20 protein-coding genes and 1 pseudogene are annotated in these 19252 nt (G+C 63.0%); 6 read left to right on the forward strand and 15 right to left on the reverse strand.

The annotated features are described in order from the left end of the window. Positions 1–3 precede the first annotated feature (3 nt). Together IPM16_13795 and IPM16_13800 are read left to right on the forward strand one after the other, a co-directional pair. Positions 4–516 carry a hypothetical protein gene (locus tag IPM16_13795; protein ID MBK9124173.1) on the forward strand — a complete coding sequence of 171 codons (513 nt, stop codon included), beginning with the start codon at positions 4–6 and terminating at the stop codon, positions 514–516. 16 nt (positions 517–532) lie between these two features. Continuing rightward, positions 533–937 carry a hypothetical protein gene (locus tag IPM16_13800; protein ID MBK9124174.1) on the forward strand — a complete coding sequence of 135 codons (405 nt, stop codon included), beginning with the start codon at positions 533–535 and terminating at the stop codon, positions 935–937. On the opposite strand, the gene IPM16_13805 is transcribed toward IPM16_13800, so the two are convergent. After that, positions 938–1654: a response regulator transcription factor gene (locus IPM16_13805; protein MBK9124175.1), complete on the reverse strand. Its 717-nt coding sequence runs from the start codon at positions 1652–1654 to the stop codon at positions 938–940. Positions 1655–1848: 194 nt separating this feature from the next. Here IPM16_13805 and trxA point away from each other — a divergent pair, with 194 nt between their 5' ends. Further along, complete coding sequence (gene trxA / locus IPM16_13810; protein MBK9124176.1) at positions 1849–2637, forward strand: thioredoxin; 789 nt, start codon at positions 1849–1851, stop codon at positions 2635–2637. Between the two features lie 76 nt (positions 2638–2713). On the opposite strand, the gene dnaA is transcribed toward trxA, so the two are convergent. Then, a complete protein-coding gene (gene dnaA / locus IPM16_13815; GenBank protein ID MBK9124177.1) occupies positions 2714–4150 on the reverse strand; it encodes a chromosomal replication initiator protein DnaA in 1437 nt (478 codons plus the stop codon). Between the two features lie 767 nt (positions 4151–4917). On the opposite strand from dnaA, the gene IPM16_13820 reads away from it, so the two are divergent. Then, on the forward strand, positions 4918–5256 hold the full coding sequence (locus IPM16_13820) for a stage V sporulation protein S (protein MBK9124178.1): 339 nt from the start codon (positions 4918–4920) through the stop codon (positions 5254–5256). Here the strand turns inward: IPM16_13820 and IPM16_13825 are convergent. The 10 genes from IPM16_13825 to IPM16_13870 form a co-directional block, all read right to left on the reverse strand. Beyond that, complete coding sequence (locus IPM16_13825; protein ID MBK9124179.1) at positions 5253–6443, reverse strand: aminotransferase class I/II-fold pyridoxal phosphate-dependent enzyme; 1191 nt, start codon at positions 6441–6443, stop codon at positions 5253–5255. The two genes, IPM16_13820 and IPM16_13825, sit on opposite strands and share 4 nt — an antisense overlap. Positions 6444–6581: 138 nt before the next feature. After that, entirely contained in the window at positions 6582–7067 is a 486-nt protein-coding gene (locus IPM16_13830) for a hypothetical protein (GenBank protein ID MBK9124180.1), read from the reverse strand. 90 nt (positions 7068–7157) lie between these two features. After that, the gene (locus tag IPM16_13835) at positions 7158–7643 is read right to left on the reverse strand and encodes a hypothetical protein (GenBank protein MBK9124181.1); all 486 of its coding nucleotides are present in this window, start codon (positions 7641–7643) and stop codon (positions 7158–7160) included. After that, the gene (locus IPM16_13840; GenBank protein ID MBK9124182.1) at positions 7640–9214 is read right to left on the reverse strand and encodes an amidase; all 1575 of its coding nucleotides are present in this window, start codon (positions 9212–9214) and stop codon (positions 7640–7642) included. The genes IPM16_13835 and IPM16_13840 overlap by 4 nt, the downstream gene beginning before the upstream one ends. Positions 9215–9360: 146 nt before the next feature. Continuing rightward, on the reverse strand, positions 9361–9927 hold the full coding sequence (locus tag IPM16_13845) for a GNAT family N-acetyltransferase (GenBank protein MBK9124183.1): 567 nt from the start codon (positions 9925–9927) through the stop codon (positions 9361–9363). Next, positions 9924–10703, reverse strand: a complete 780-nt coding sequence (locus tag IPM16_13850; protein MBK9124184.1) for an alpha/beta hydrolase — start codon at positions 10701–10703, stop codon at positions 9924–9926. Before IPM16_13850 ends, IPM16_13845 begins: the two co-directional genes overlap by 4 nt. Before the next feature lie 197 nt (positions 10704–10900). Then, the gene (locus tag IPM16_13855) at positions 10901–12271 is read right to left on the reverse strand and encodes a VWA domain-containing protein (protein MBK9124185.1); all 1371 of its coding nucleotides are present in this window, start codon (positions 12269–12271) and stop codon (positions 10901–10903) included. A gap of 232 nt (positions 12272–12503) precedes the next feature. After that, complete coding sequence (locus tag IPM16_13860; protein ID MBK9124186.1) at positions 12504–12944, reverse strand: HNH endonuclease; 441 nt, start codon at positions 12942–12944, stop codon at positions 12504–12506. Next, entirely contained in the window at positions 12941–13192 is a 252-nt protein-coding gene (locus IPM16_13865) for a hypothetical protein (GenBank protein ID MBK9124187.1), read from the reverse strand. Before IPM16_13865 ends, IPM16_13860 begins: the two co-directional genes overlap by 4 nt. A 109-nt stretch (positions 13193–13301) precedes the next feature. Then, positions 13302–13655, reverse strand: a complete 354-nt coding sequence (locus IPM16_13870; protein ID MBK9124188.1) for a YciI family protein — start codon at positions 13653–13655, stop codon at positions 13302–13304. A gap of 194 nt (positions 13656–13849) precedes the next feature. Here IPM16_13870 and msrA point away from each other — a divergent pair. Both msrA and IPM16_13880 read left to right on the forward strand, forming a co-directional pair. Continuing rightward, positions 13850–14405 (forward strand): annotated as a pseudogene (gene msrA, locus IPM16_13875) (peptide-methionine (S)-S-oxide reductase MsrA). Between the two features lie 141 nt (positions 14406–14546). Next, a complete protein-coding gene (locus IPM16_13880; protein ID MBK9124189.1) occupies positions 14547–15653 on the forward strand; it encodes an IS481 family transposase in 1107 nt (368 codons plus the stop codon). Positions 15654–15979: 326 nt separating this feature from the next. On the opposite strand, the gene IPM16_13885 is transcribed toward IPM16_13880, so the two are convergent. The 3 genes from IPM16_13885 to IPM16_13895 all read right to left on the reverse strand — a co-directional run bounded on the left by IPM16_13885 (position 15980) and on the right by IPM16_13895 (position 19055). After that, complete coding sequence (locus IPM16_13885) at positions 15980–17254, reverse strand: alkaline phosphatase family protein (protein ID MBK9124190.1); 1275 nt, start codon at positions 17252–17254, stop codon at positions 15980–15982. A gap of 207 nt (positions 17255–17461) precedes the next feature. Beyond that, positions 17462–18109 carry a hypothetical protein gene (locus IPM16_13890; GenBank protein MBK9124191.1) on the reverse strand — a complete coding sequence of 216 codons (648 nt, stop codon included), beginning with the start codon at positions 18107–18109 and terminating at the stop codon, positions 17462–17464. A gap of 4 nt (positions 18110–18113) precedes the next feature. Further along, a complete protein-coding gene (locus tag IPM16_13895; protein ID MBK9124192.1) occupies positions 18114–19055 on the reverse strand; it encodes a CHAD domain-containing protein in 942 nt (313 codons plus the stop codon). Positions 19056–19252 lie beyond the last annotated feature (197 nt).

Here is a 19252-nt window from a genome sequence, read left to right on the forward strand (position 1 = left end):
CCCATGCGCCCTATTGGCGTGCTGATCGGCCTCGTCCTCGTGGTCGCTCTTATCGTAATCATTGCCCTCACCGCCGTGCTCGTCCCCGAACAACTCAGTCCCGCGTATGACGTAGCGCTCGCGTTCACCGATGCGCTGCTCGAGGCCCGCGACGATGCCGCTGCAGGCGCGCTGATCGGCCCCGAGCTGACCGCGTGGGCCGACGCCAACTGCCCGGACGGCCTCGGCGCGTGCGTGTTCGAGTATTTCCCTGACAGTTGGGGCAGCCCGGTCGATACGGTCTACCGGCGCAGTATCCCCGACGGCCCCGACGCATGGGACATCCTGCTCATCACCACGTTTGACGCCACACTCAGTCAGGGTTTCTCAGGCGTGTGCGTGTATCAGCGCGCTGAGAAGGTCGACGGTGAAACGTGGCAGATTACGCGCTGGTCGGGGTGGGTAAGCTGTGACGAGCCGAACGCCGGCCTCGAACAGCTTCGGTCCGCGCAAGATGCGCCAAACCGTGCGCCGTAGGCGGCGCAGTCGGGGCATGCTGTTGGTGGTCGCCTTGCTGTTCGCAGGGTGCGCCCCGCGTGAAAGCCCGCCGCAGCTCGACTTTACCCCCGGCCCGGCCTACGTCATTACCGAAGACGAGGTGCGTACCGCCGCCTACACGGTAACCACGCCGCGCGAATGGCGCGTGATTGCCGGTCCGGCCGAAGACCCGTACACGTTTCAGTTGGTCGCGCCGGAGGATCGGGCACTGATCGCGCTGTCGGTGCGCCCGCTCGATCCACCGCCGACGATGCAGGACGTCGCGTTGGATGACCTCGTGACGCGCACAGCACAGACCGCCGGTCCGCTGGGCACGGTATACGCCGTGCTGGTCGCCGCGCCGGGCGAGATCGACGGATTTGCCGAGGTTCTTGCTGCTGTCGTCGCCAGCGTGCGCTAGCTAGTCCGTGCCGGACGGCTCCGGCTTAATCGTAAACAGATAGCCGACGCCGCGTTCGGTGCGGACATAGTGCGGGTGGTGGCTGTCGGCCTCGAGCTTGCGCCGCAGCCGGTGCATGTGCACGCGAAGCGTGTCGTCGTTCACGTCCTCGTCCGGCCACACACGCGTGATCAGCGTCCGGTTTTCGACCACCCGGCCCGCGCTGCGCAGCAGGACGTGCAGCAGTACCGACTCGATGGGCGTGAGGGTGATGGGCTTGTCGTCGATCAGGATGCGATTGTGCGCGAAATCGATCTGCAGGTGCGCGTCGACTTTGATAACTGGCTCGTTGGCGTAATCGAGGGTCGGCATACGCGCCAGCACGACCTTGATGCGGGCTTCCAGCTCGCGCGTGTCGAACGGTTTGACCACGAAGTCTTCGGCGTACTGGCGCAAACCTTGCACGATAGTGTCGGTGTCACGCACGGCAGTGACGAAGATGATCGGCACATCGGCCATGGCCTTGAGCTTGCTGCTGAACTCGAATCCGTGCATATTGTTGGGAAGCATGAGGTCGACCAGCGCAATGTGCGGCAGTCCGGTCTCCTTCACGTACTCCAACGCGCTCAACCCGTCACCTGCGGCGTATACGTCGTAGCCCGCGCGGGTGAGGTGGTCCACAATTAGCTTGCTGATGCTTTCGTCATCTTCGACGACCAGAACTCGAGACTTCTTCATCGTCGTCCTCCCCACGCAGTTAAGTTGCGCAATATACCGCTCGACTATACTGCCCGGCTGACCGTCTGTCAAAAAAATCTTACGAACAAAATTAACCGTAAGCTCAAATGAACTTCCCAATGCGACGTAAGTGTCGGTCCTGTGTCACCGTCCAGTACAGTAGTTCGACCCATTTGAGCCAGGAAAGACAAGCCATGACTGACGCAATTACTCTGACCGATGCCGACTACGAGTCACACATCGCATCCAGCGCGGCGCTGGTTCTGCTGTTGACGACCGGCGATGGACTGCGCGGGGATTTCTCGACGGCATTTAAGAAAGCGACCGATGACGCCAAAGACATCGTGTTTGCGCGGCTGAACCCGGCCGACAACCCGCAGGCCGCGGCCCGTTTCGGCACGTCCGACAAGCCGTTGTTGATCGGGTTTCTGAACGGCGAAGAAATCGTCCGCCGCTTGCGCCCGTGGGGCTCCGACGTGACGCTGCTGGTCGACGAGCTGCGCGCCAAATCGAAGACGACGGCACCCGTCCCAGCCGCATCCCCCGATGCCCCGGTGGCTGATACCACGCCATCTCCAGCGGCAGCGACTGTCGCAGCCCCGGTCGACACCAGGCCGGTGAAGGTCACCGACGCGACCTTCCAGACCGAGGTCATCGACCATCCGCTGCCGGTGCTGGTTGACTTCTGGGCGGAGTGGTGCGGCCCGTGTCGTCAGATCGCGCCCGCGCTTGAGAAACTGGCCGCCGAGTTTTCCGGTCAGATTCGTATCGCGAAGGTCAACGTGGATGAGAATCCGGGCGTCGCGCAGGCGTTCCGCATCATGAGCATCCCGAATTTGATGATGATCAAGAACCGCACGATCGTCTTCAACCAACCCGGCGCGCTGCCTGAGACGACCATGCGCGACTTGATCAAGCAGTTGATCGCGCTGGAGGTCCCGGCGCCTGAAGACGCCGAGGCTGAGGAAGAGCCTGCGCAGTAACGCGTACGCAGACCCAAACGAAACGCCGCGTGTCGGAACGGCCCGATACGCGGCGTTTTTGTGTGGCGTGGCGGGCTTACCGCTGACCGAGCAGGCGCTTACGCGCGACCTCAAGCTGCTCGCAGATTTCCGGCGCGCTGGCGCACAGTTCGGCGACCTTCTTGATCCCGCTGATGACCGTGCTGTGCGTGCGATCGCCCAGCCCGGCGCCGATTTGAATCAGCGACAGGTCGGTCAAATCGCGCGCGAGGCTCATCACGGCTTGCCGCGCGAGGCTGACGGCCTTGGTGCGGCCTTTGCCAAGAATTTCCTCGACTTTGACGCCAAACACGCTAGAGACGACTTGCGTGATCTCATCCAGCGTGAGCGCCCGATTGTGCACGCGCGGCCCTTCAAGCCGGCGCAAAATGTGCACGGCATCGTCGCGCTTAATCGGCGTGGCGGTCAGGCGCACCCGCGCGGCGATCATGTTGAATGCCCCCTCCAACTCGCGCGCGCTCGCAACTGACTCCGCGATCACTTGCACGACCGGATCGCTCAACTGGATGTTCTGTTCATGCATCCACAGCTTGACGATCGCCATGCGCAGCTCAAGCTCCATCGGCCCAATGTCGACCACCAGCCCGCCCGAGAAGCGCGAGCGCAGGCGGTCTTCCAACGTTGCGAGGTCGGCGGGGGCGCGGTCGCTGGCAAGGATGATCTGCTTCCCGGACTCGCGCAGCACATTGAACGTATGGAAGAACTCTTCGACGGTCGAGTCCTTGCCGGCGAGGAACTGGACGTCATCGACAATCAATACATCGGCAGTGCGGTACTTCTCGCGCATCATCGGGGTGGTGCGGGTGCGCAATGCGACGACCAGATCGTTGGTGAACGCCTCGCTGGGGACGTAGATTGCGCGCTTGCCGGCGGCGCGGCTGACGTGCGCGGCGGCTTGCAGCAGGTGCGTCTTGCCGACTCCGACGCCTCCATATATGAATAGCGGGTTGTAGTGCCGGCCGGGCGCGTCCAGTACGCTCTGCACGGCCTCGTAGGCGAGGTGATTGGACGGACCGACGACGAAGCGGTCGAACGTATAACGCGCGTTGAGCTCCATCTCGGGCAGCGATGCGGGAAGCGGCGCGGGCACGCGTTCGGCGTAAGTAGGAGCGGGCGCAGGCGCCGCCTCGGCAACGGCGTAGGTCGGCAGGGCAGGCATGCGCGCTTCGGCCATGATCTGGAACAACGGGAGTTCCGCGTCCTCTGCGTGAGCTTTGCCGTTCCCGGTAGGCAGCAGCTCGAAGCGAATCGTCGCCGACTTGCCCCACGCATCGGACAGTACGCGCACGACGTTGCGATACAGCCGATGCTGCAGCATATCGCGCGCGAAGGTATTGCGAACCCCCACAACGAAGGTGTCTCCGTCGAAACGCAGGAAGCGCGCGTCGCGCACCCACGTATCGAACTTGGCTTGGTCGAGCTGCAGCTGCAGCTGATGGTAAGTTGTGTCCCAAGCATCTTGCGGGGTAATCATGGTCTAGCATCATCCTTGTGTACGGGGCGACCGGCAGGGAACACAAAGTCATACCGCAATGGCTCTGAGCCTTGCGCCTGTCTGTCGCGGGTGAAAAGCCGCTGTATTGCTGATGAAATCCGTGTCGAGGACGGAAAACCGCCCTTGTCGACCCCACCGAGGTGTTGTGGTCTAGCGGGGTCGTGTTGGTTTGAATATGAGCGCCAGTATACCCCAACATGGGAAGGCGCTCAAGAAAAGTGCCACGGAGTCAGCCGAAAATTTAGGTTTGGGATATGCGATTCGTGCGGGATTCTTCAGCTTGGGAAATGTAGGCGCGAGTCGGCTTTTGCGGTCCGCACGGAATGTAGAACGTATGGGTCGAATCCTACGATATCCCAAATGTTCGTTCTGGTCTTCACAAGCTTACGTTGGGATAACTTTTACCAAACATGGTTAAATGCTCCCTCAAGAGCCTACCGGAAATTAAGGTTAGAAAGATTAGAAATGTCACGCTGTGTGGGTTTTCGTGCCGTTGGCATCTGTCGGGTAGATGAGAGTCTGCCGATTTTCGTGCTGCGCCAAGGCCCGGACTTGGCCGATTCGTCGGCGTGTCGAGCCCGGATTTGAGCGGAAACGCGATCGCAGCGCATGTATGACCCGGGTACTATCCTCTCGCAAGAATGCTTAATGTCCTGAAATCGAGTATTCGGTCTACAATGTCAATCACAGTATTCCACGAATAACACGTGTATTCGCTCTCGATGGCTTACTAATACAACCTCACAATGATTCGAGACAACCACGAACAGCTCACTACCAATCGCCCTAACGCGCCGCTGGATGCCGGGTGCAACGGCCTGAAGCCGATGCGAGTGGCCGCCCAGTCCGTCCCGCGCAAGGTGGCCGGCGCGATCGCCGGAATGGTGCGCGACTCCGGCTGTGCCGAACTTCATGCCGTGGGCGCCGAATCGGTGAACCAGACCGCCAAAGCCGTGGCGCTTGCCAAGCATTTCCTCGCCGGCGACGACATTCGCGTCGTCGCCGACATCGACTTCCTCACGGTGCACATCAACGGCAGCGCGCGTAACGCGATGCGGTTCAGCGTGCGCCGGGTTCCGGATTAGGCCGACAGCGCCTCGACGGGCACAATCAAACCGTGCCGGGCGACGAACCGCTCGATGCGTTCCAGCGCGCGTTCGATATTGGCGTAGCTGGCGGTGTAGCTGGCGCGGACGAACCCGGCCCCGCTTGAGCCGAACGCGCTGCCGGGCACCACCGCAACCCGTTCTTCCCGCAGCAGCGTCTCGCAGAATTCCTCGTCCGTCAGGCCGGTCGGCCGAATGTCCGGGAACGCGTAGAACGCGCCGCGCGGCTCGAAGCAGGGCAGACCGATCCGGTTGAACCCGTCCACGATCAGGCGGCGGCGGCGGTCGTAGTCGCAGCGCATCGCCTCGACATCGTCCTCGCCGCGTTCAAGTGCCTCAACCGCCGCGGCTTGCCCCATGGTCGGAGCTGACATGATGAGATACTGATGCAGCTTGCGCATTGCGTCCATGATCGGCGCCGGCGCCAGCGCATAGCCGATGCGCCATCCGGTCATGGCGTACGACTTGCTCATGCCGCTCAGCACAATCGTGCGCTCGCGCATACCGGGCAGGCTGGCGACGTTGGTATGCTCGACTCCGTACACGAGCCGTTCGTAGATTTCATCGCTGATGACCAGCAGGTCATGGCGCACGGCGACATCGACCAGTTCGGCCATGTGCTCGGCGGTCAGGACGGCGCCGGTCGGGTTGCTCGGATAGCTGATCAGGATCGCCTTCGTGCGCGGGGTGATACGGGCTTCGAGTTCTGCGCCGGTCACCTGAAACCCGTGCTCGACGTACGTCGGCACCGGGACAGGGATACCGCCAGCCATCTCGACCGCGGCGGCGTTGGCGACGAAGCACGGCTCGACCACCAGCACCTCGTCGCCGGGGTCGCAGATCGCCTTGAGCGCGAGAAACAGCGCCTCGCTCACGCCAACCGTAACCAGAATCTCGTCCGTCGCGCTGTACTCCAGTCCATACAGGCGGCGCATGTGCGCGCTGATCGAACTGCGCAGTTCGATCGCCCCGCTGTTGCTGGTGTACGCCGTATGCCCGGTCAGCACACAGTCCGCGCCGACCTGCGCGATGTGCTGGGGGGTGGCGAAGTCCGGCTCGCCGATCCCGAGCGTGATCACGTCGGTCATGGTGGCGGCGATGTCGAAGTAGCGGCGGATTCCTGAAGGGCGAAGCTGCTGGACGTTTTTGCTGACGAAGGTGCGCATGGAGGCCGGTTTCTACCTGTCATAGGGATAAGCTCAAAACACTGTGACGTATCATACGCGCACTTTCCAACCGTGTCATGAGGCGGGGAGGCGCAAATTGGACTGCCGCTTTCCTACAAAGTGTACGAAAGCGCGGCGCTACACAACAAACAACAGGATCAGCGCGACGTATACCAATGCGAGGAACAGTGACGTCCGAATGATCGCTGCGCTGTCTAGGCCGCCTTCAACATAGCCGGTGGTGCGCAAGAAACGCTGCTTGGCGAGTTCCCCGAGCAGGTAGAACCCGCAGAACAGCAGCGGCGCGATCTGGAGCGCGGGATCACGCAGCAGCGCCAACACCAAGCCGAAATGGCCGCCCGTGTTCAGCACGGCGAACAGAATTGAGATGACTTCGCGCTGGATGACGCGGAACGTTACTTGGACCAGCGTGCCGAGCGACAGCCCGATCAGCAGCAGCACGGCCAGCAGGCGCGGATGTCCGTCGAGCATGAGCGGCGCGTCGGGCGTGCTCAACGCCGCCGCGAGGCCGATTATCAGCGCGATTCCCTTGAGTGCCGTCTCGATCCAGCCGTACAGGCCCCAATTGGCGACATGCCAGCCCTGCAGTTTGCTTGCCGTCATCGCTCTCCTCCATCACAATCACCCACTGCGATTCCACCACGACGATATAGGCGCGCGACGAGCACCGAATGAGCAGACGATGCGAGTTGATCAGAGCAGCACGGCCAGCAGCAGCACGGTGTACACCGTCAGCATGAACAGCACGAGGTTACGCACGGTCTCGTTGGAGGCGCCCGCTTCTGTGTAACCGGTCTGCGTTACGAACCGCAGCTTCACCGCGTCGCCGAGCAGGATGAAGGCACAGAATACGACGGCGAAAGGTTGAGCGACTGCCGGTGCCGCAGCCAACGCGACCCACATCGCCGCGTGAGCCGCCAGATAAAACACAGCGAACACCATCGAGATGATGTCTTTGAGCCGCAGGCGCAGTACCACCTGCGCGATATCGGTCACCGTGAGCAGACCGAGCACGATCAGCGCGACAAGGCGAGGATGCCCGCCGAGTTCGATCGCTGCGCCGGCCGGAATGCGCGTCACGGCGACGAACGACGCGACAATCGCCACAGCTTTGAGCGCCGTCTCGATCCAGCCCAGCCAGCCCCAGTTGATGATTCGCCAACCGGTTGTCTCGCTCATTCTGCCTCCGACCGTGCGATCTCGTAGGCAAAGCCCCAGCGCAGCAAGTCGGCGTCGCGCAGCCACCCGCTGAAGAACGTGACGCCCAGCGGTTCGCCCGAGTCGCGACGGCCGGCCGGCAGTGTGAGCGCGGGATATCCGGCTCGCGAGTGATATGGCGAAGCGTAGTTAGCGAAGTCGGCGATGAACGCGACATCATGTTCACGCAGCGCGCTGTCGACCGCTTCACGGTAGGCGCTCACCGTTGCGTGGACGAGGTCGGCGTAGAGGGCTAATGCCTCGTCGCTCAGGCCAGCCGCCTGTTCGATGTACGTCTGGCCATACGGGACGCGCGCCTCGGCCTGCTCAGCATTGTAGGCCACCAACTCCGCCAGCGTGCGAACCGGCACGCGCTCGCCCTGCGCCTGAAGGAACGCCTCGACGCCGAGCCGGTAGCCCATCAGCAGAATCTGGAAGCTGTCGCTGGCGAGTCGTTCGTCGGTCTCTGTGCCGACGAATTCGGCCAGCGGCGGAATGTGCACGACCGTTGCGCCCGCATTTGTCAGCCAATGCGCGATCTGTTCGCGGATGGCTGAATCGCCGGTGCGGACATCCTCGTCGCGCGCGACCAATCCGACACGCACGCCGCGCAGACCGTCGGGCTGAAGACCGACCGTGTAGTCGAGGCCGAACCCGCCGATGGCCTCCACCGATGCAGGATCGGATTCGTCACGGTCGCCGGCCATGACGGTCATCAGCGCGGCCGCGTCGGCGACGGTACGTGCAAGCGGTCCGGCCGTGTCGAACGCATCGGTGATCGGCACGATCCGGTCGCGGCTGACCAGCCCGACCGACGGCTTGAGGCCAACGATGCCGTTCTGCGACGCCGGGTAGACGATGCTTCCGGTCGTCTCACTGCCGATGCTCAGGGGCGTGAGACCGAGCGCTACCGCGGCGCACGATCCGCTGCTGCTGCCGCCGACATCGAACTGGCCGAAGGGGCTGCGGGTGTGTCCACCCAACACGCTAAACCCGTTGATCGACCCCTGCGTGTAGAAGTTTGCCCATTCGGACAGGTTGTTCTTGGCGAGGATAACAGCGCCGGCCTCCCGCAGCAGCGAGACGAGGTATGCATCGCGGTCGGTGATCAAGTTCGCCAGCGCCGCCGCCCCGGCCGACGTGTGCATCGCATCGCTGGTGCCGATGTTCGCCTTGAGCGTGACTGGGATGCCATGCAGCGGCCCGCGTACGCGCCCTTCCGATCGCTCGGCGTCCAACTGCGCGGCGATGTACAGCGCGTCCGGGTTCAGTTCGAGAATCGCGTTGTGCCGGCCGTGGTCGATCCGGCGGATGCGTTCGACGTAATACGCGACGAGTTCGGCCGAGGTCGTTTCACGTCTGGACAGCGCGGCTTGAATATGCACGACGCTGGCGCCTTGAATGTGCGCGTCCAGCACGCCGATGCGCCCCGGCGTCAGCGCGCCGATGGCCGCGTCAAACGGCGTGAAATCCAACGGTTGCTTGAGCGGGCTGTCGGCGTTTTCGGCCTGTGCCTTTGCCTGCATGTCGACGTAGTCGTCGGAACGCGTCATGGGTCGGTCCTCGCGGTATCGCGCAGCAAGGCCAGATTGTAACGCGTCGTGGGGTGGTCGGGGCGAATACTGAGCGTCGATGTTGTTCCTACGAAAACGCCGGGAATCAGGGTGGTTTGGTCGGGCAGCGCGTGCCCCGCGCCGCGTCACCCCGGCCCGGCATACTCCCGGCGCAGCAGGCCGAAGTATTTGATGTCCACGAACCGGCCGTGTTCCCAGCAGCTCTCGCGGAAGAGCCCCTCGACCTTGAAGCCGAGTTTGAGCAGCACTCGCTCCGACGCGAGGTTGCCGTTGGTGCAGTCGGCCTGAATGCGGTGCAGGTCTAGGGCGTCGAAGGCCCATTGAATGATGCCGTGCGCGGCCTCGGTCGCGTAGCCGTGGCCCCAGTACGGCACGGCGATGTTGTAGCCCAATTCGACGCTGCGATACTCGCGGTTCCATTTATACATGCCGCACATGCCGATCATCTCGCCGCTGTCTGCCAGCGTCACCGCCCAGTCGACGGCGATCTGCTCGCGGTAGTTGCCGGCGAACCAGTCGATCATCCCGACCGCCTGCTCGCGATTCGTCACCAGCGGCGCGTTGAGGAAACGCATCATCTCCGGATTGCCGAACAGCGCGATAATCCCGTCGGCATCGTCGTGCGTCATTTGGCGCAAGCGCAGACGCGGCGTGGCGAGTGCTGGGAATACCGTGAAGTCAAATGTCGTCATTCGTCGATCTCGTTGATGAACCATGCGATTTCCCGCGCGACCTCGACGGGCCGCGTCAACACTGGCACGTGACCGGCGCCCTCGATCACCTCAAGGCGAGCATCGGGAAGAGTCTCGGCAAGCCATCGCGCCGACTCAAGCGGGACGAGTCCGTCGGACTCGCCGTGGATGATCAATGTCGGTTGGGTCACGCGGGCCAGCGCGCTGCCGAACGAGATGGACTGCGACATCCGGTACAGCGCAATCGCCGCGTCCTGCGAAGCCCGGTTCAGAATGTGCCAGCCCCAATGTTTGAGATGCGCCGAGTCCGGCTCGACGATGCACGCCTCGATGAAGCCTTGCAGTGCGCGCGGATAGTCGTAGGTCAGCGCCCGAAGGAACGGGTCGGCGTCCCCCGCAGGCTGAGCGGAAAGGTCCAGCGGATTGACCAGCACCAGCGCGGCGATCCGGTCGGGATGTTTCAGGGCCGCGCCCAACGCGACCGCTGCGCCCATCGACATCGCGGCGAGCACGCAGCGTTGTGCATCGTAAGCGTCCAGCACAGCGAATACGTCATCGACCAGCCTATCGAACGTGATCGATTCAACTGGCGCGAGCGAGATCCCACAGCCCCGATGGTCGAACGCGATCACCCGCTGCGACTCGCTCAGGATCGACAGCGGTTCGAGCCAGTCCTCCCAACTGCCGATCCAACCGCCAAGCGCGAGGATCGGCACCGACATCTTAGGGCCAAAGGCAGCAGCAAACAGCGTGGCGTTGTCGACGGTGATAAACACGGTCCACCCCTTGGGCGTGGTTCCGGGTCAGCAAGATCGGCACCATTGTAACCGACCCCATCCCATTGACGGTGGGGCGCTGCCTCAAGACCCGGCAGGAATTTGCATCCCTGCACCCGCATTCTGCGAATTGACCACGCTGGCGTGGTCAATTCGCGGGAATGGGAGTCCAGAGGGCGCAAGCCCTTTGGTGGCGGTTATCCGTCGGCCAGCACCTGATCGACGGCGTTGGCGAGGTCGCGAAGGGTGGCGACGTAGTACACGCCGTCGCTGGCGGGCATATAGCGCGGCATGTCGCTGTCGCCCGTGCCCCACTGGCTCGGATGCTCCGGGTTGAACCAGATCAGCCGGCGGCCCTTGCGCTGCACCTCGCTGGCGATGTCGGTGCGTGGATCGTTGTAGTTGTTGCGCCCGTCGCCGAGGATGATCACGGTGGTGCGGCCGGTCACCAGCCCCATTTGCTCCTGCCGGAAGGTGTTCAGGCTGTTGCCGAGGTCGGTGTTGTAGTAGCCCGGCGGGTTGTCGCTCAGTACCTTGGTGACCGCTTCCTGCGGCTCCAGCTCCTTGAACGCCATGCTGATGTCGGTCAGGTCGTTGATGAAGATGAAGCTGTTGGTGCGCGCGACTTGGTCCTGCAGCTCGTAAACCAGCGTGAGCAGGAACTCGGCGCAGTAGCGCACCGACGTCGACACGTCACAGATCAGCACGAGGTACGGCTTGACGTGACGTTTGCGCCGGCGCAGTTCGATCGGCACGCCCTGATACTTCATGTTGGCGCGCATGGTGCGGCGCACGTCGATCTGACCGTCTTTGGCGCGGCGCTGGCGCAAAGCGGCCCGGCTGCGCAGTTTCGCGGCAAGCCGCCGAATTTCCTTGCGGATCTGGTCAATGTCGTCCTCGCCGAGGCGGTTGAACGGCACGTCGATCAGGTCGGGCTTGGGATCAGGCTCGCGCTCGGCCATGTTCTCGGCGATGTTCTGCCCGACGTGCGCCTCGAGCTGGTCGTTCATGCCCTGCAGGTTTTCCTGCATCATCTCGCGCAGGAACTCGGCCCGCTCGTCCGACATGCCCATCTCTTTGAGCGTCTCGATGAGCTGGTCGATCATGTCCTGAAGCTGGTTGAGCTGGGCTTGATTGCGCATGCGGCGCTCGAACCAACTGCGCTGGCGCATGTCCTGCGCGTCGTTCAGGCCGGCCTTGTCGCCCATCTCGCCAAGCTGATCGTTGTCGAAAGGCTTGCCCTCGAGCAGCTGGCGCATGAGGTCTTTGAGCGCCTGCATCTGGCCGGCGAGCGACTGGAGCGCCTGCTGCAGCATCTGCTGTTCCTGCTGCGACAAGTTCTCCGGGATGTTCTGCATCGGCGGGACGTTGCTGCTGAAGAACAGCGGGAAGAAGTAGTCGAACAGGTAGTGATCGCGCCGTTCCTTGACAAGCGTCGTCTTCATCGCCGCCTTGAACGGGTCGAGCGCGGTCACGCCCATCACGTCCGCGCCCTTCATCGCGTCCTGGCTTTCGGCCAGCGATATGCGCACGCCAGCGGCGCGCAGGGCTCGGATGAAATCCACCATCCGCTTATCCATGCCGGTACCACTTTCCACTTTGCGGCGGTCGGTACGAAACAGTGTACCGGAGAATCGGCGTGTGAGCATCTACCGAATGGGGAGGGCAAGGGAGGGGAGAGGGGAACGGGGCAAGGGGAAGGGCGGGACGCGGCACTGCCGTTACCACGGGATGAATGCAGCGTATCGGAGTGATTCGTGGGTCGCTGCGATCTCGTGCCGGTTCGGTTGTTATGCCACGTCAGCGCGGGTCAATATCTGGAGATGTGGATGCCGAAGGATAACGGCCGACCGCAATGAGCTCCATGCGTTCGAGTACGCGCTGCGGATGGTTGAGGCGAAGAAGCGTTTCAGTGGTGCGCCCTATGATTGTGAGCGGAACGATATGAGCACCTTGCAACTCGAAGTGCACTATCCATGTGTCGCGGCGCGGGTTGAACAGGCGTGAAATCTGTCCGGACACGGGGTCAAGGGACGAGATGTCGCTCCCTTTGTACACGTTGCAGTCAGGACATGAGAGGCACAGGTTGTCTTGAGACGTTTCACCGCCGTGCTTGATGGCGATGACGTGATCAATAGGAAACGTGAAGAATTTCTCCGCCTGCGGCATGAGGCAATATTCGCAGCAGTTACGCGCCCGCTGAACGATGAAGTGACGAAGATCCAGAGGGATGTAGCTCACGGCACGTCGATACGTGCTCGCGCATGACGCTTCAGGCTGCTGATGAAGCGGTCAAATCGCAGGAATTCGTCGAGCTCGTCGCGCTCCGCTTCCGTAAGCGCACCGGCCGCATTCCTCGCAAGCAGATCATCCAGTCGCTGCTGAAGCTCGGCGGTGGGCCGATACGCAAGGATTTCCGCTGCCGATGGGCCCGATGCGAGAAACTCGTATACCGCTTCAAATCGATCATCAATTGCAGGAAATGTCATCGTCGTGCCGCTTTCGTCGAACCTTCAAATTACTATACCGCGATTCCCACAACGGGTAGGGGCGACTCACGAGTCACCCCTGCGAGACGGGCGCGGTGGTGCGTGGCGGTTAGCTGAAGTCCACCAGCGGACGCACCTCGACCTTACCGTGCTTCGCGCCGGGGATCTTCGCGGCCCAGTCGACGGCCTGCTCGATGGTGTCGCTCTGCAGGATGTACATGCCGCCAAGCTGGACATCCGGCGTGCGCACCGCCGGCCCGTCGGCGACGTGCTTGGTGCCATTGTTCACACTCACGGTCTTGGCGGTCACGGTCGGGTGGAACGCCTCACCGGCGACCAGCACGCCGGCCTCGCGGGCGGCTGCTGTGAACGCGAAGTACTCAGCCATGACGGCGTTCGTCTGTTCGGGCGTGGCGCTGGTGTCGAGCGATTCGTCGGTGTAGATCAAGGCGATGAACTGCATGGTGACCCTCCTCAGGGTATCGTTCGGCGGCCCTTTCCGCCGTTCTACACAAACGACGAACGCGACAGCACCGAATCGACAGTTTCCGGCGCTTCTCATCTCTTGCTCATGTTTGGCGTCGTATTGATGTAAGATGGATCGCATCGGTCCGTCTGAATGTGCGGGGATCCCCGACTTGCGAAAGGCAAATCCGAATGTCTTCTAACCCTGCGCCGCGCACCGAAGTCGCCACGCTGGCGGGCGGCTGTTTCTGGTGCCTTGAGGCGGTGTATGACGATCTGCGCGGCGTGATCTCGGTCGAGAGCGGCTACAGCGGCGGACATGTCAAGAATCCGAGCTATCAGGCCGTGTGCGACGGCACGACCGGCCACGCCGAGGTCGTCCAGATCACGTTCGACCCGGGCGTGGTCAGCTACCGCGACCTGCTCAACGTGTTCTTCACCGTCCACGACCCGACCACGCTCAACCGGCAGGGTAACGACGTCGGCACACAGTATCGCTCGGCGATCTACTATCACTCGCCGGAGCAGAAGGCGACCGCCGAGGCGGTGATCCAAGGAGATCGGCGCGCAGGGCGTATGGCCGAACCCGATCGTCACCGAGGTCGCGCCGTTCGACGCGTTCTACATCGCCGAGGACTACCATCAGGAGTACTTCAAGCGCAATCCGTACGCTGGCTACTGCCAGTTTGTCGTCGCGCCGAAGGTCGCCAAGTTCCGCAAGCAGTACATGGATCGGCTGAAGGCGTAGGCGGACATCACCCCCTCATCCCCCGGCCCCTTTGTATAGACCGGGGACATAGGTAACACAACGTTCGGAGACATGGGTAACACTTTTTGGCAAAGCGGAGCAGCAGGAGAAACCGCGATGCCGTGGAAAGAGGTGACGACCATGTCGGAGCGGAAGCACGCCATCGTGGCGTATGTACGGGAGGGGGCGTCGGTGACCGAGATCAGCCGGAGGTTCGGGGTGAGTCGCAAGACGGTCTACAAGTGGCTGGCACGCTACCGAGCGGAAGGTGAGGCGGGCTTGAGTGACCGGTCGCGGCGACCGCAGCATAGGCCGCGTCAGACCGCGCCGGAAATCGAGGCGGCGGTGGTGGGGTTGCGCCAGCAGCACGCGTGTTGGGGCGGGCGGAAACTCAAGCGGCGGTTGGAGGACAGCGGGCTGAGCGGCGTGCCAGCGGCCAGCACCATTACCGCCATCCTGCGTCGGCACGCCCTGTTGGATGCCGAGGAGAGTGCGCGGCATCGGCCGTTCCAGCGGTTTGAGATGGCGCATTCCAACGCGCTGTGGCAGATGGACTTCAAGAGCCCGTTGGCGATGGGGCAGCAGACGTGTTACCCGCTGACGCTGATTGACGACCATTCGCGTTACGTGGTCGGTCTGCACGCGTGTGGCGACATGCGGCGTGCCAGCGTGCAACAGCAGCTCACGGCGGTGTTTCGGCGCTACGGTCTGCCCGAGCGGATGCTGATGGACAACGGCACGCCGTGGGGCGCGTGGCCGAAAGGGCGATACACCGGTTTGACCGTCTGGTTGCTGCGACTGGGCATCGCCGTCAGCCACGGCAAACCCTACCATCCCGAGACCCAAGGCAAGGTCGAGCGCGTCCACCGCACGCTGGATGACGAACTGCTCACGCGCGTCCATGGCACCTCGCTGGCCGACTGGCAGCACCACTTCGACCGCTGGGTCTCCACCTACAACCAGCTGCGCCCGCATGAGGCACTCGACCTCGACGTTCCCGCCTCGCGCTTCCAGCCCAGTCCGCGTCCCTTCCCCGAGACCCTGCCACCCCTGCACTATCCCGACGGCGCGCCGCTGCGCAAAGTCTCGTCTTCCGGTCAGGTCTCGATCCGCGCTCAAAACTTCCGCGTTGGCAAAGCCTTCGCCGGCTCCCATCTCGCCCTGGTCGCCGATCCCTTGACCGATGGTCGTTTCCGTCTCTACTTCGGCTCCATCTGTGTGCATACTGTCGATGTCCGAGTACACTGATTCTGTAACCTATGTCTCCGAACACTCTGTTACCCATCTCTCCGGTCTGTACACCCTTCTCCCTCGAGGGGAGCAGGGGAGACCAGTCAGGGATTGCCGGAGGTTTTCGCGGTAGGGGCGACCGATCCGGTCGCCCTCATTGCGGCCACGGCGCGGCGAACATCCAGCGCATGGTAGGGATGCGATACGTCGCGTCCGGGGCGTGACGCCGGCCACGGCATGTCATGGCCCTACCACACCGCGACAGCACACGCTCCGTGTCCCGCACTGTCACCATCCTGACAACTGATTCCTGAAAACTGACCCCTTCCAACTCATCACTTCTCTCAAGCGAGCGGCATAACGCTGAAATGCGTGAGCATCTCGTCGGGGTGCAGGCTGCCGTGCATGCCGAAGTAATGCGGGATGTCGCGGCCGTCGCCGAACCACATCACGTGATCGTCGAGTGCCAGCGCGGCCACGTCGCCGACTCGCTCGAGGAAGCGCGGGCCGACCTCGCCGAAATACCCCTGCTCGATCAGGTTGCGCGTGCGGTACACCTCGGCGATCCCCTCTGCCCCGACGCTGTCGTTGAGCAGGCCATAGGCGTCGTCAATCGCCTCCGGCTTGATGTGCAGGAATACGTCGCGCGGCGAACCCGCCGGCGCAATCGGCCGTCCGTCCGGCGCCAGCTTGATCATGCGATGGAGCTGAGGCAGGTCGGCGTCGAGCATCGTGAGTCCATCCGGATTGGTGCGCACCTGCCCGTGATCGGCGGTGAGGAGGATCGCGGTGTCGGACCGGCCCGCCAGCGGCGTGAACAAGAGGCGCTCCAACGCCGTGAACAGCGTGTCGACCTCGGCGTCGACCTCGCGCGAGGCCGGCCCGTAGCGGTGCGCCAGCGTGTCGATCTCTGACAGATAGAAGTAGAACGACGCCGGCCCCTTGACCTGTGCGACTAGGTCGGCCATGGTGCGCAGACCCTGACTGAGCGTGATGCGCGGGATGATCTTGGCGCCCTGACACAGCGATTCGTTATACGCCGACGTAAGGAACTCGCGCGGCATCAGCACGTACGAGGTCGCCCCGCGATCGGCCAACGACTGGCTGAACGACGGCAGCGGATACAACTGCTGCGGCTTGAGCCCGCTTTGCATCAGTCCGTTGCGCGGCGCGTCGTGTTCCGCCTCGGAGGTCAGCAGCGGGATGACGACCCGTCCCAACACCGGCTCGTAGGTGAACCACTCGTACAGCCCGTGCTGGCCGACCGGCAGGCCGGTGTACATCGTCGTGATGTGCGCGGTGGTGGTTGACGGAAACTGCGTGGTGAGCAGCGAGACGACGCCCTTGTCGAAGAAGCGGCGCAGGAAGGCGTACTGCTCGGCATAGCGCTCGACCTGATGCCAGCCGAAGGCGTCGATGAGGATGACGACCAACTTGTCCCAGCGGCGGGGCAGCTCGCCCCACACGTCGTTGGGCAGGCCGGCATGACCCGCGCCGGTCAGTGCGTGGAGGATCGTCTGCGGAATCTGCGAAAAGCCGTACGTGTTGTACAGCGGGCGCTGATGCTGCGCGTGGAGGCGGGCGGCTTCGACGGTGGTCTGTGCGGTCGGATTCTGCACGGTGCGCTCCGGTGTTGGTTGCGAATGGTGTCCATTAGACCACAGTGGTGGCGGAGTCGTCAGTCGTCAGGGGGCAGTTGTCAGTTATCAGTCGTCAGGTGTCAGCTTCAACGCAGACCCGGAGTACACACCACACGCCACATTCGTAGGGACACGGCACCGCCGTGTCCGAGGGAAGAAGTAGACGAATCGTTTGTGTCTGGCGCTTCAATCGCCCGCCGCATAGATTCGCAGCAGGTCGAAGTCGACCTCGACGCGCTGGTCAGGCCGTGTCGTGACGGCGACCAGGCCGGTGTACCCCCGGCTGTACAACGTGTCGCGCGCCTCGGCGACGAACCGGTCGTTGACGTACAGCGCGAGGTAATCCCCGACGCATACCGCGCGGATGCGGTTGCGTGCCGATCCCGCCACGACCGCATCGGTCTTCGTCCACGCGGCCAGCGCCTCGACACCGCGGCTTCCCCCGCGCCGGATCGTCCCGCTGCCGTCGCCGCCGATGAGGAAGTAATAGCCTGTAGAGGCGGATGCCGCGCGGCACATGATGCCGAAGCCGTTGCTGTCGTCCTCGCTGAGCAAGCGTGCGTCCACGTCGATCACGACGTCGGTCTGCGGCATATAGTCGAGCGTGGCGGCGTAGATCCGCGTGTCCGCTTCGATGTGCATGACACCGTCGCGCACATCCAGCACGATGTCCGGCAGGGTCATTTGATCCCAACGGCCCGCGCTGTCGAAGTCGTCTGCGGCGAGCTGGTCACCGACGGTAACCTCGCGCGTTGGCCGACCGTTGCACCCCGTGATCAGCATGAGGACAGCGAGCGCCAGCGCGATGCGCCGGATGACGCATGCAGCGCACATCCGGTCAGCGTAGGACCAGCAGCGCGTCGGCCAGATTGCGCTGAACCGCGCGCGAATTAAAGCGCTGCCACACCGGCAAGAAAGTGCGTGCGAGCGTATCTGCTTCGGCGCGCAGCGTGACGATGACGTCCGCTACCGCGTCTTCGGAGGGGTTTTCAGCGGCGTGTGCGGCGAGCTTGTCCGCAAAGACCACCGCATCGTTCATCGTGCCAAGGTGATCCTGTACCGCCTTCAACTCGCTGATGAACGCATCCGCCGTATTGCCCAGCACGTCTTTGAAGTAAGCCGTGATGTAGCGCAGCCCCTTGAACGAGATTCGCAGCGCGTGGAGCGCCTCGAAGCCGGGGATTGTCTCGTCGTCGAGCAGCGGATCGAACGCGCGTACGTTCGAAAGCGCCTGATGGATCAGCACCGGCACGACGTGACGCACTTCGACCGGCAGCGGCGCACTCCCCACAAGTGCGTCTTTCGAATCGAGCGCGAACGCCGTCAATTGGTCGACGAGCTTGTGAAACTTCTCGTTGTCGAGGCCGGCGCTGAGGCGGCGATGGGCGCGCTCGCGGGCGAGGTTTGCCATGGTAATCGGGTGCTGCAGTCCGATCGGATCGCGCTTCTGCAGTTCATGGAGGAGCACGTCAAGGTCGCGTACGTCACCGAGTAACCGTGCCAACCAGCGCAGCGATTTGAGCAATCGCTTCACCTTCTTGCCCCGGTAGTATGGCGCGAGCAAGCGCAGGGCAGAGCGCATCCGGCGCGTGGCGACACGCATGTCGTGGACAAACTCGATGTCGTCGCTCAGGCGCACGCCGTCCTCCAGCGCCAGCAAGCGGATTGTATCAGCCTGCACGATCTTACGGCCGGCTTGGGTGATGGTATCTGTCGGCAGGATGGGGGTCAGCGAGGCAGACAAGGCCTCCAGCGCATCAGCGACCCAGTCGTCACTCATAGCACCTCAAATGTTAAGGATGGTTTGTGCGTGTGTTAAGAACGCTTAACATAACACACTTTCGGCCGATCCGCAACCAGTCTTAACAGTGCGAGGGGACTTGGACGACCTTCCACGCTGATCTTTGCGTGTTGACCTAACCCCGATTGCTCGTTGTCTATCCCTCTCTCACACGTCCGTTGCTTCGTACAATGTTG

Source organism: Candidatus Flexicrinis affinis (assembly GCA_016716525.1).
Taxonomy (GTDB): domain Bacteria; phylum Chloroflexota; class Anaerolineae; order Aggregatilineales; family Phototrophicaceae; genus Flexicrinis; species Flexicrinis affinis.

Coding starts and splice junctions, on each gene's coding strand:
- IPM16_13795 (MBK9124173.1), top strand. CDS start 4: ATGCGCCCTATTGGCGTGCTGATCGGCCTCGTCCTCGTGGTCGCTCTT.
- IPM16_13800 (MBK9124174.1), top strand. CDS start 533: ATGCTGTTGGTGGTCGCCTTGCTGTTCGCAGGGTGCGCCCCGCGTGAA.
- IPM16_13805 (MBK9124175.1), bottom strand. CDS start 1,654: ATGAAGAAGTCTCGAGTTCTGGTCGTCGAAGATGACGAAAGCATCAGC.
- trxA (MBK9124176.1), top strand. CDS start 1,849: ATGACTGACGCAATTACTCTGACCGATGCCGACTACGAGTCACACATC.
- dnaA (MBK9124177.1), bottom strand. CDS start 4,150: ATGATTACCCCGCAAGATGCTTGGGACACAACTTACCATCAGCTGCAG.
- IPM16_13820 (MBK9124178.1), top strand. CDS start 4,918: ATGATTCGAGACAACCACGAACAGCTCACTACCAATCGCCCTAACGCG.
- IPM16_13825 (MBK9124179.1), bottom strand. CDS start 6,443: ATGCGCACCTTCGTCAGCAAAAACGTCCAGCAGCTTCGCCCTTCAGGA.
- IPM16_13830 (MBK9124180.1), bottom strand. CDS start 7,067: ATGACGGCAAGCAAACTGCAGGGCTGGCATGTCGCCAATTGGGGCCTG.
- IPM16_13835 (MBK9124181.1), bottom strand. CDS start 7,643: ATGAGCGAGACAACCGGTTGGCGAATCATCAACTGGGGCTGGCTGGGC.
- IPM16_13840 (MBK9124182.1), bottom strand. CDS start 9,214: ATGACGCGTTCCGACGACTACGTCGACATGCAGGCAAAGGCACAGGCC.
- IPM16_13845 (MBK9124183.1), bottom strand. CDS start 9,927: ATGACGACATTTGACTTCACGGTATTCCCAGCACTCGCCACGCCGCGT.
- IPM16_13855 (MBK9124185.1), bottom strand. CDS start 12,271: ATGGTGGATTTCATCCGAGCCCTGCGCGCCGCTGGCGTGCGCATATCG.
- IPM16_13865 (MBK9124187.1), bottom strand. CDS start 13,192: ATGACATTTCCTGCAATTGATGATCGATTTGAAGCGGTATACGAGTTT.
- IPM16_13870 (MBK9124188.1), bottom strand. CDS start 13,655: ATGCAGTTCATCGCCTTGATCTACACCGACGAATCGCTCGACACCAGC.
- IPM16_13880 (MBK9124189.1), top strand. CDS start 14,547: ATGTCGGAGCGGAAGCACGCCATCGTGGCGTATGTACGGGAGGGGGCG.
- IPM16_13890 (MBK9124191.1), bottom strand. CDS start 18,109: ATGTGCGCTGCATGCGTCATCCGGCGCATCGCGCTGGCGCTCGCTGTC.
- IPM16_13895 (MBK9124192.1), bottom strand. CDS start 19,055: ATGAGTGACGACTGGGTCGCTGATGCGCTGGAGGCCTTGTCTGCCTCG.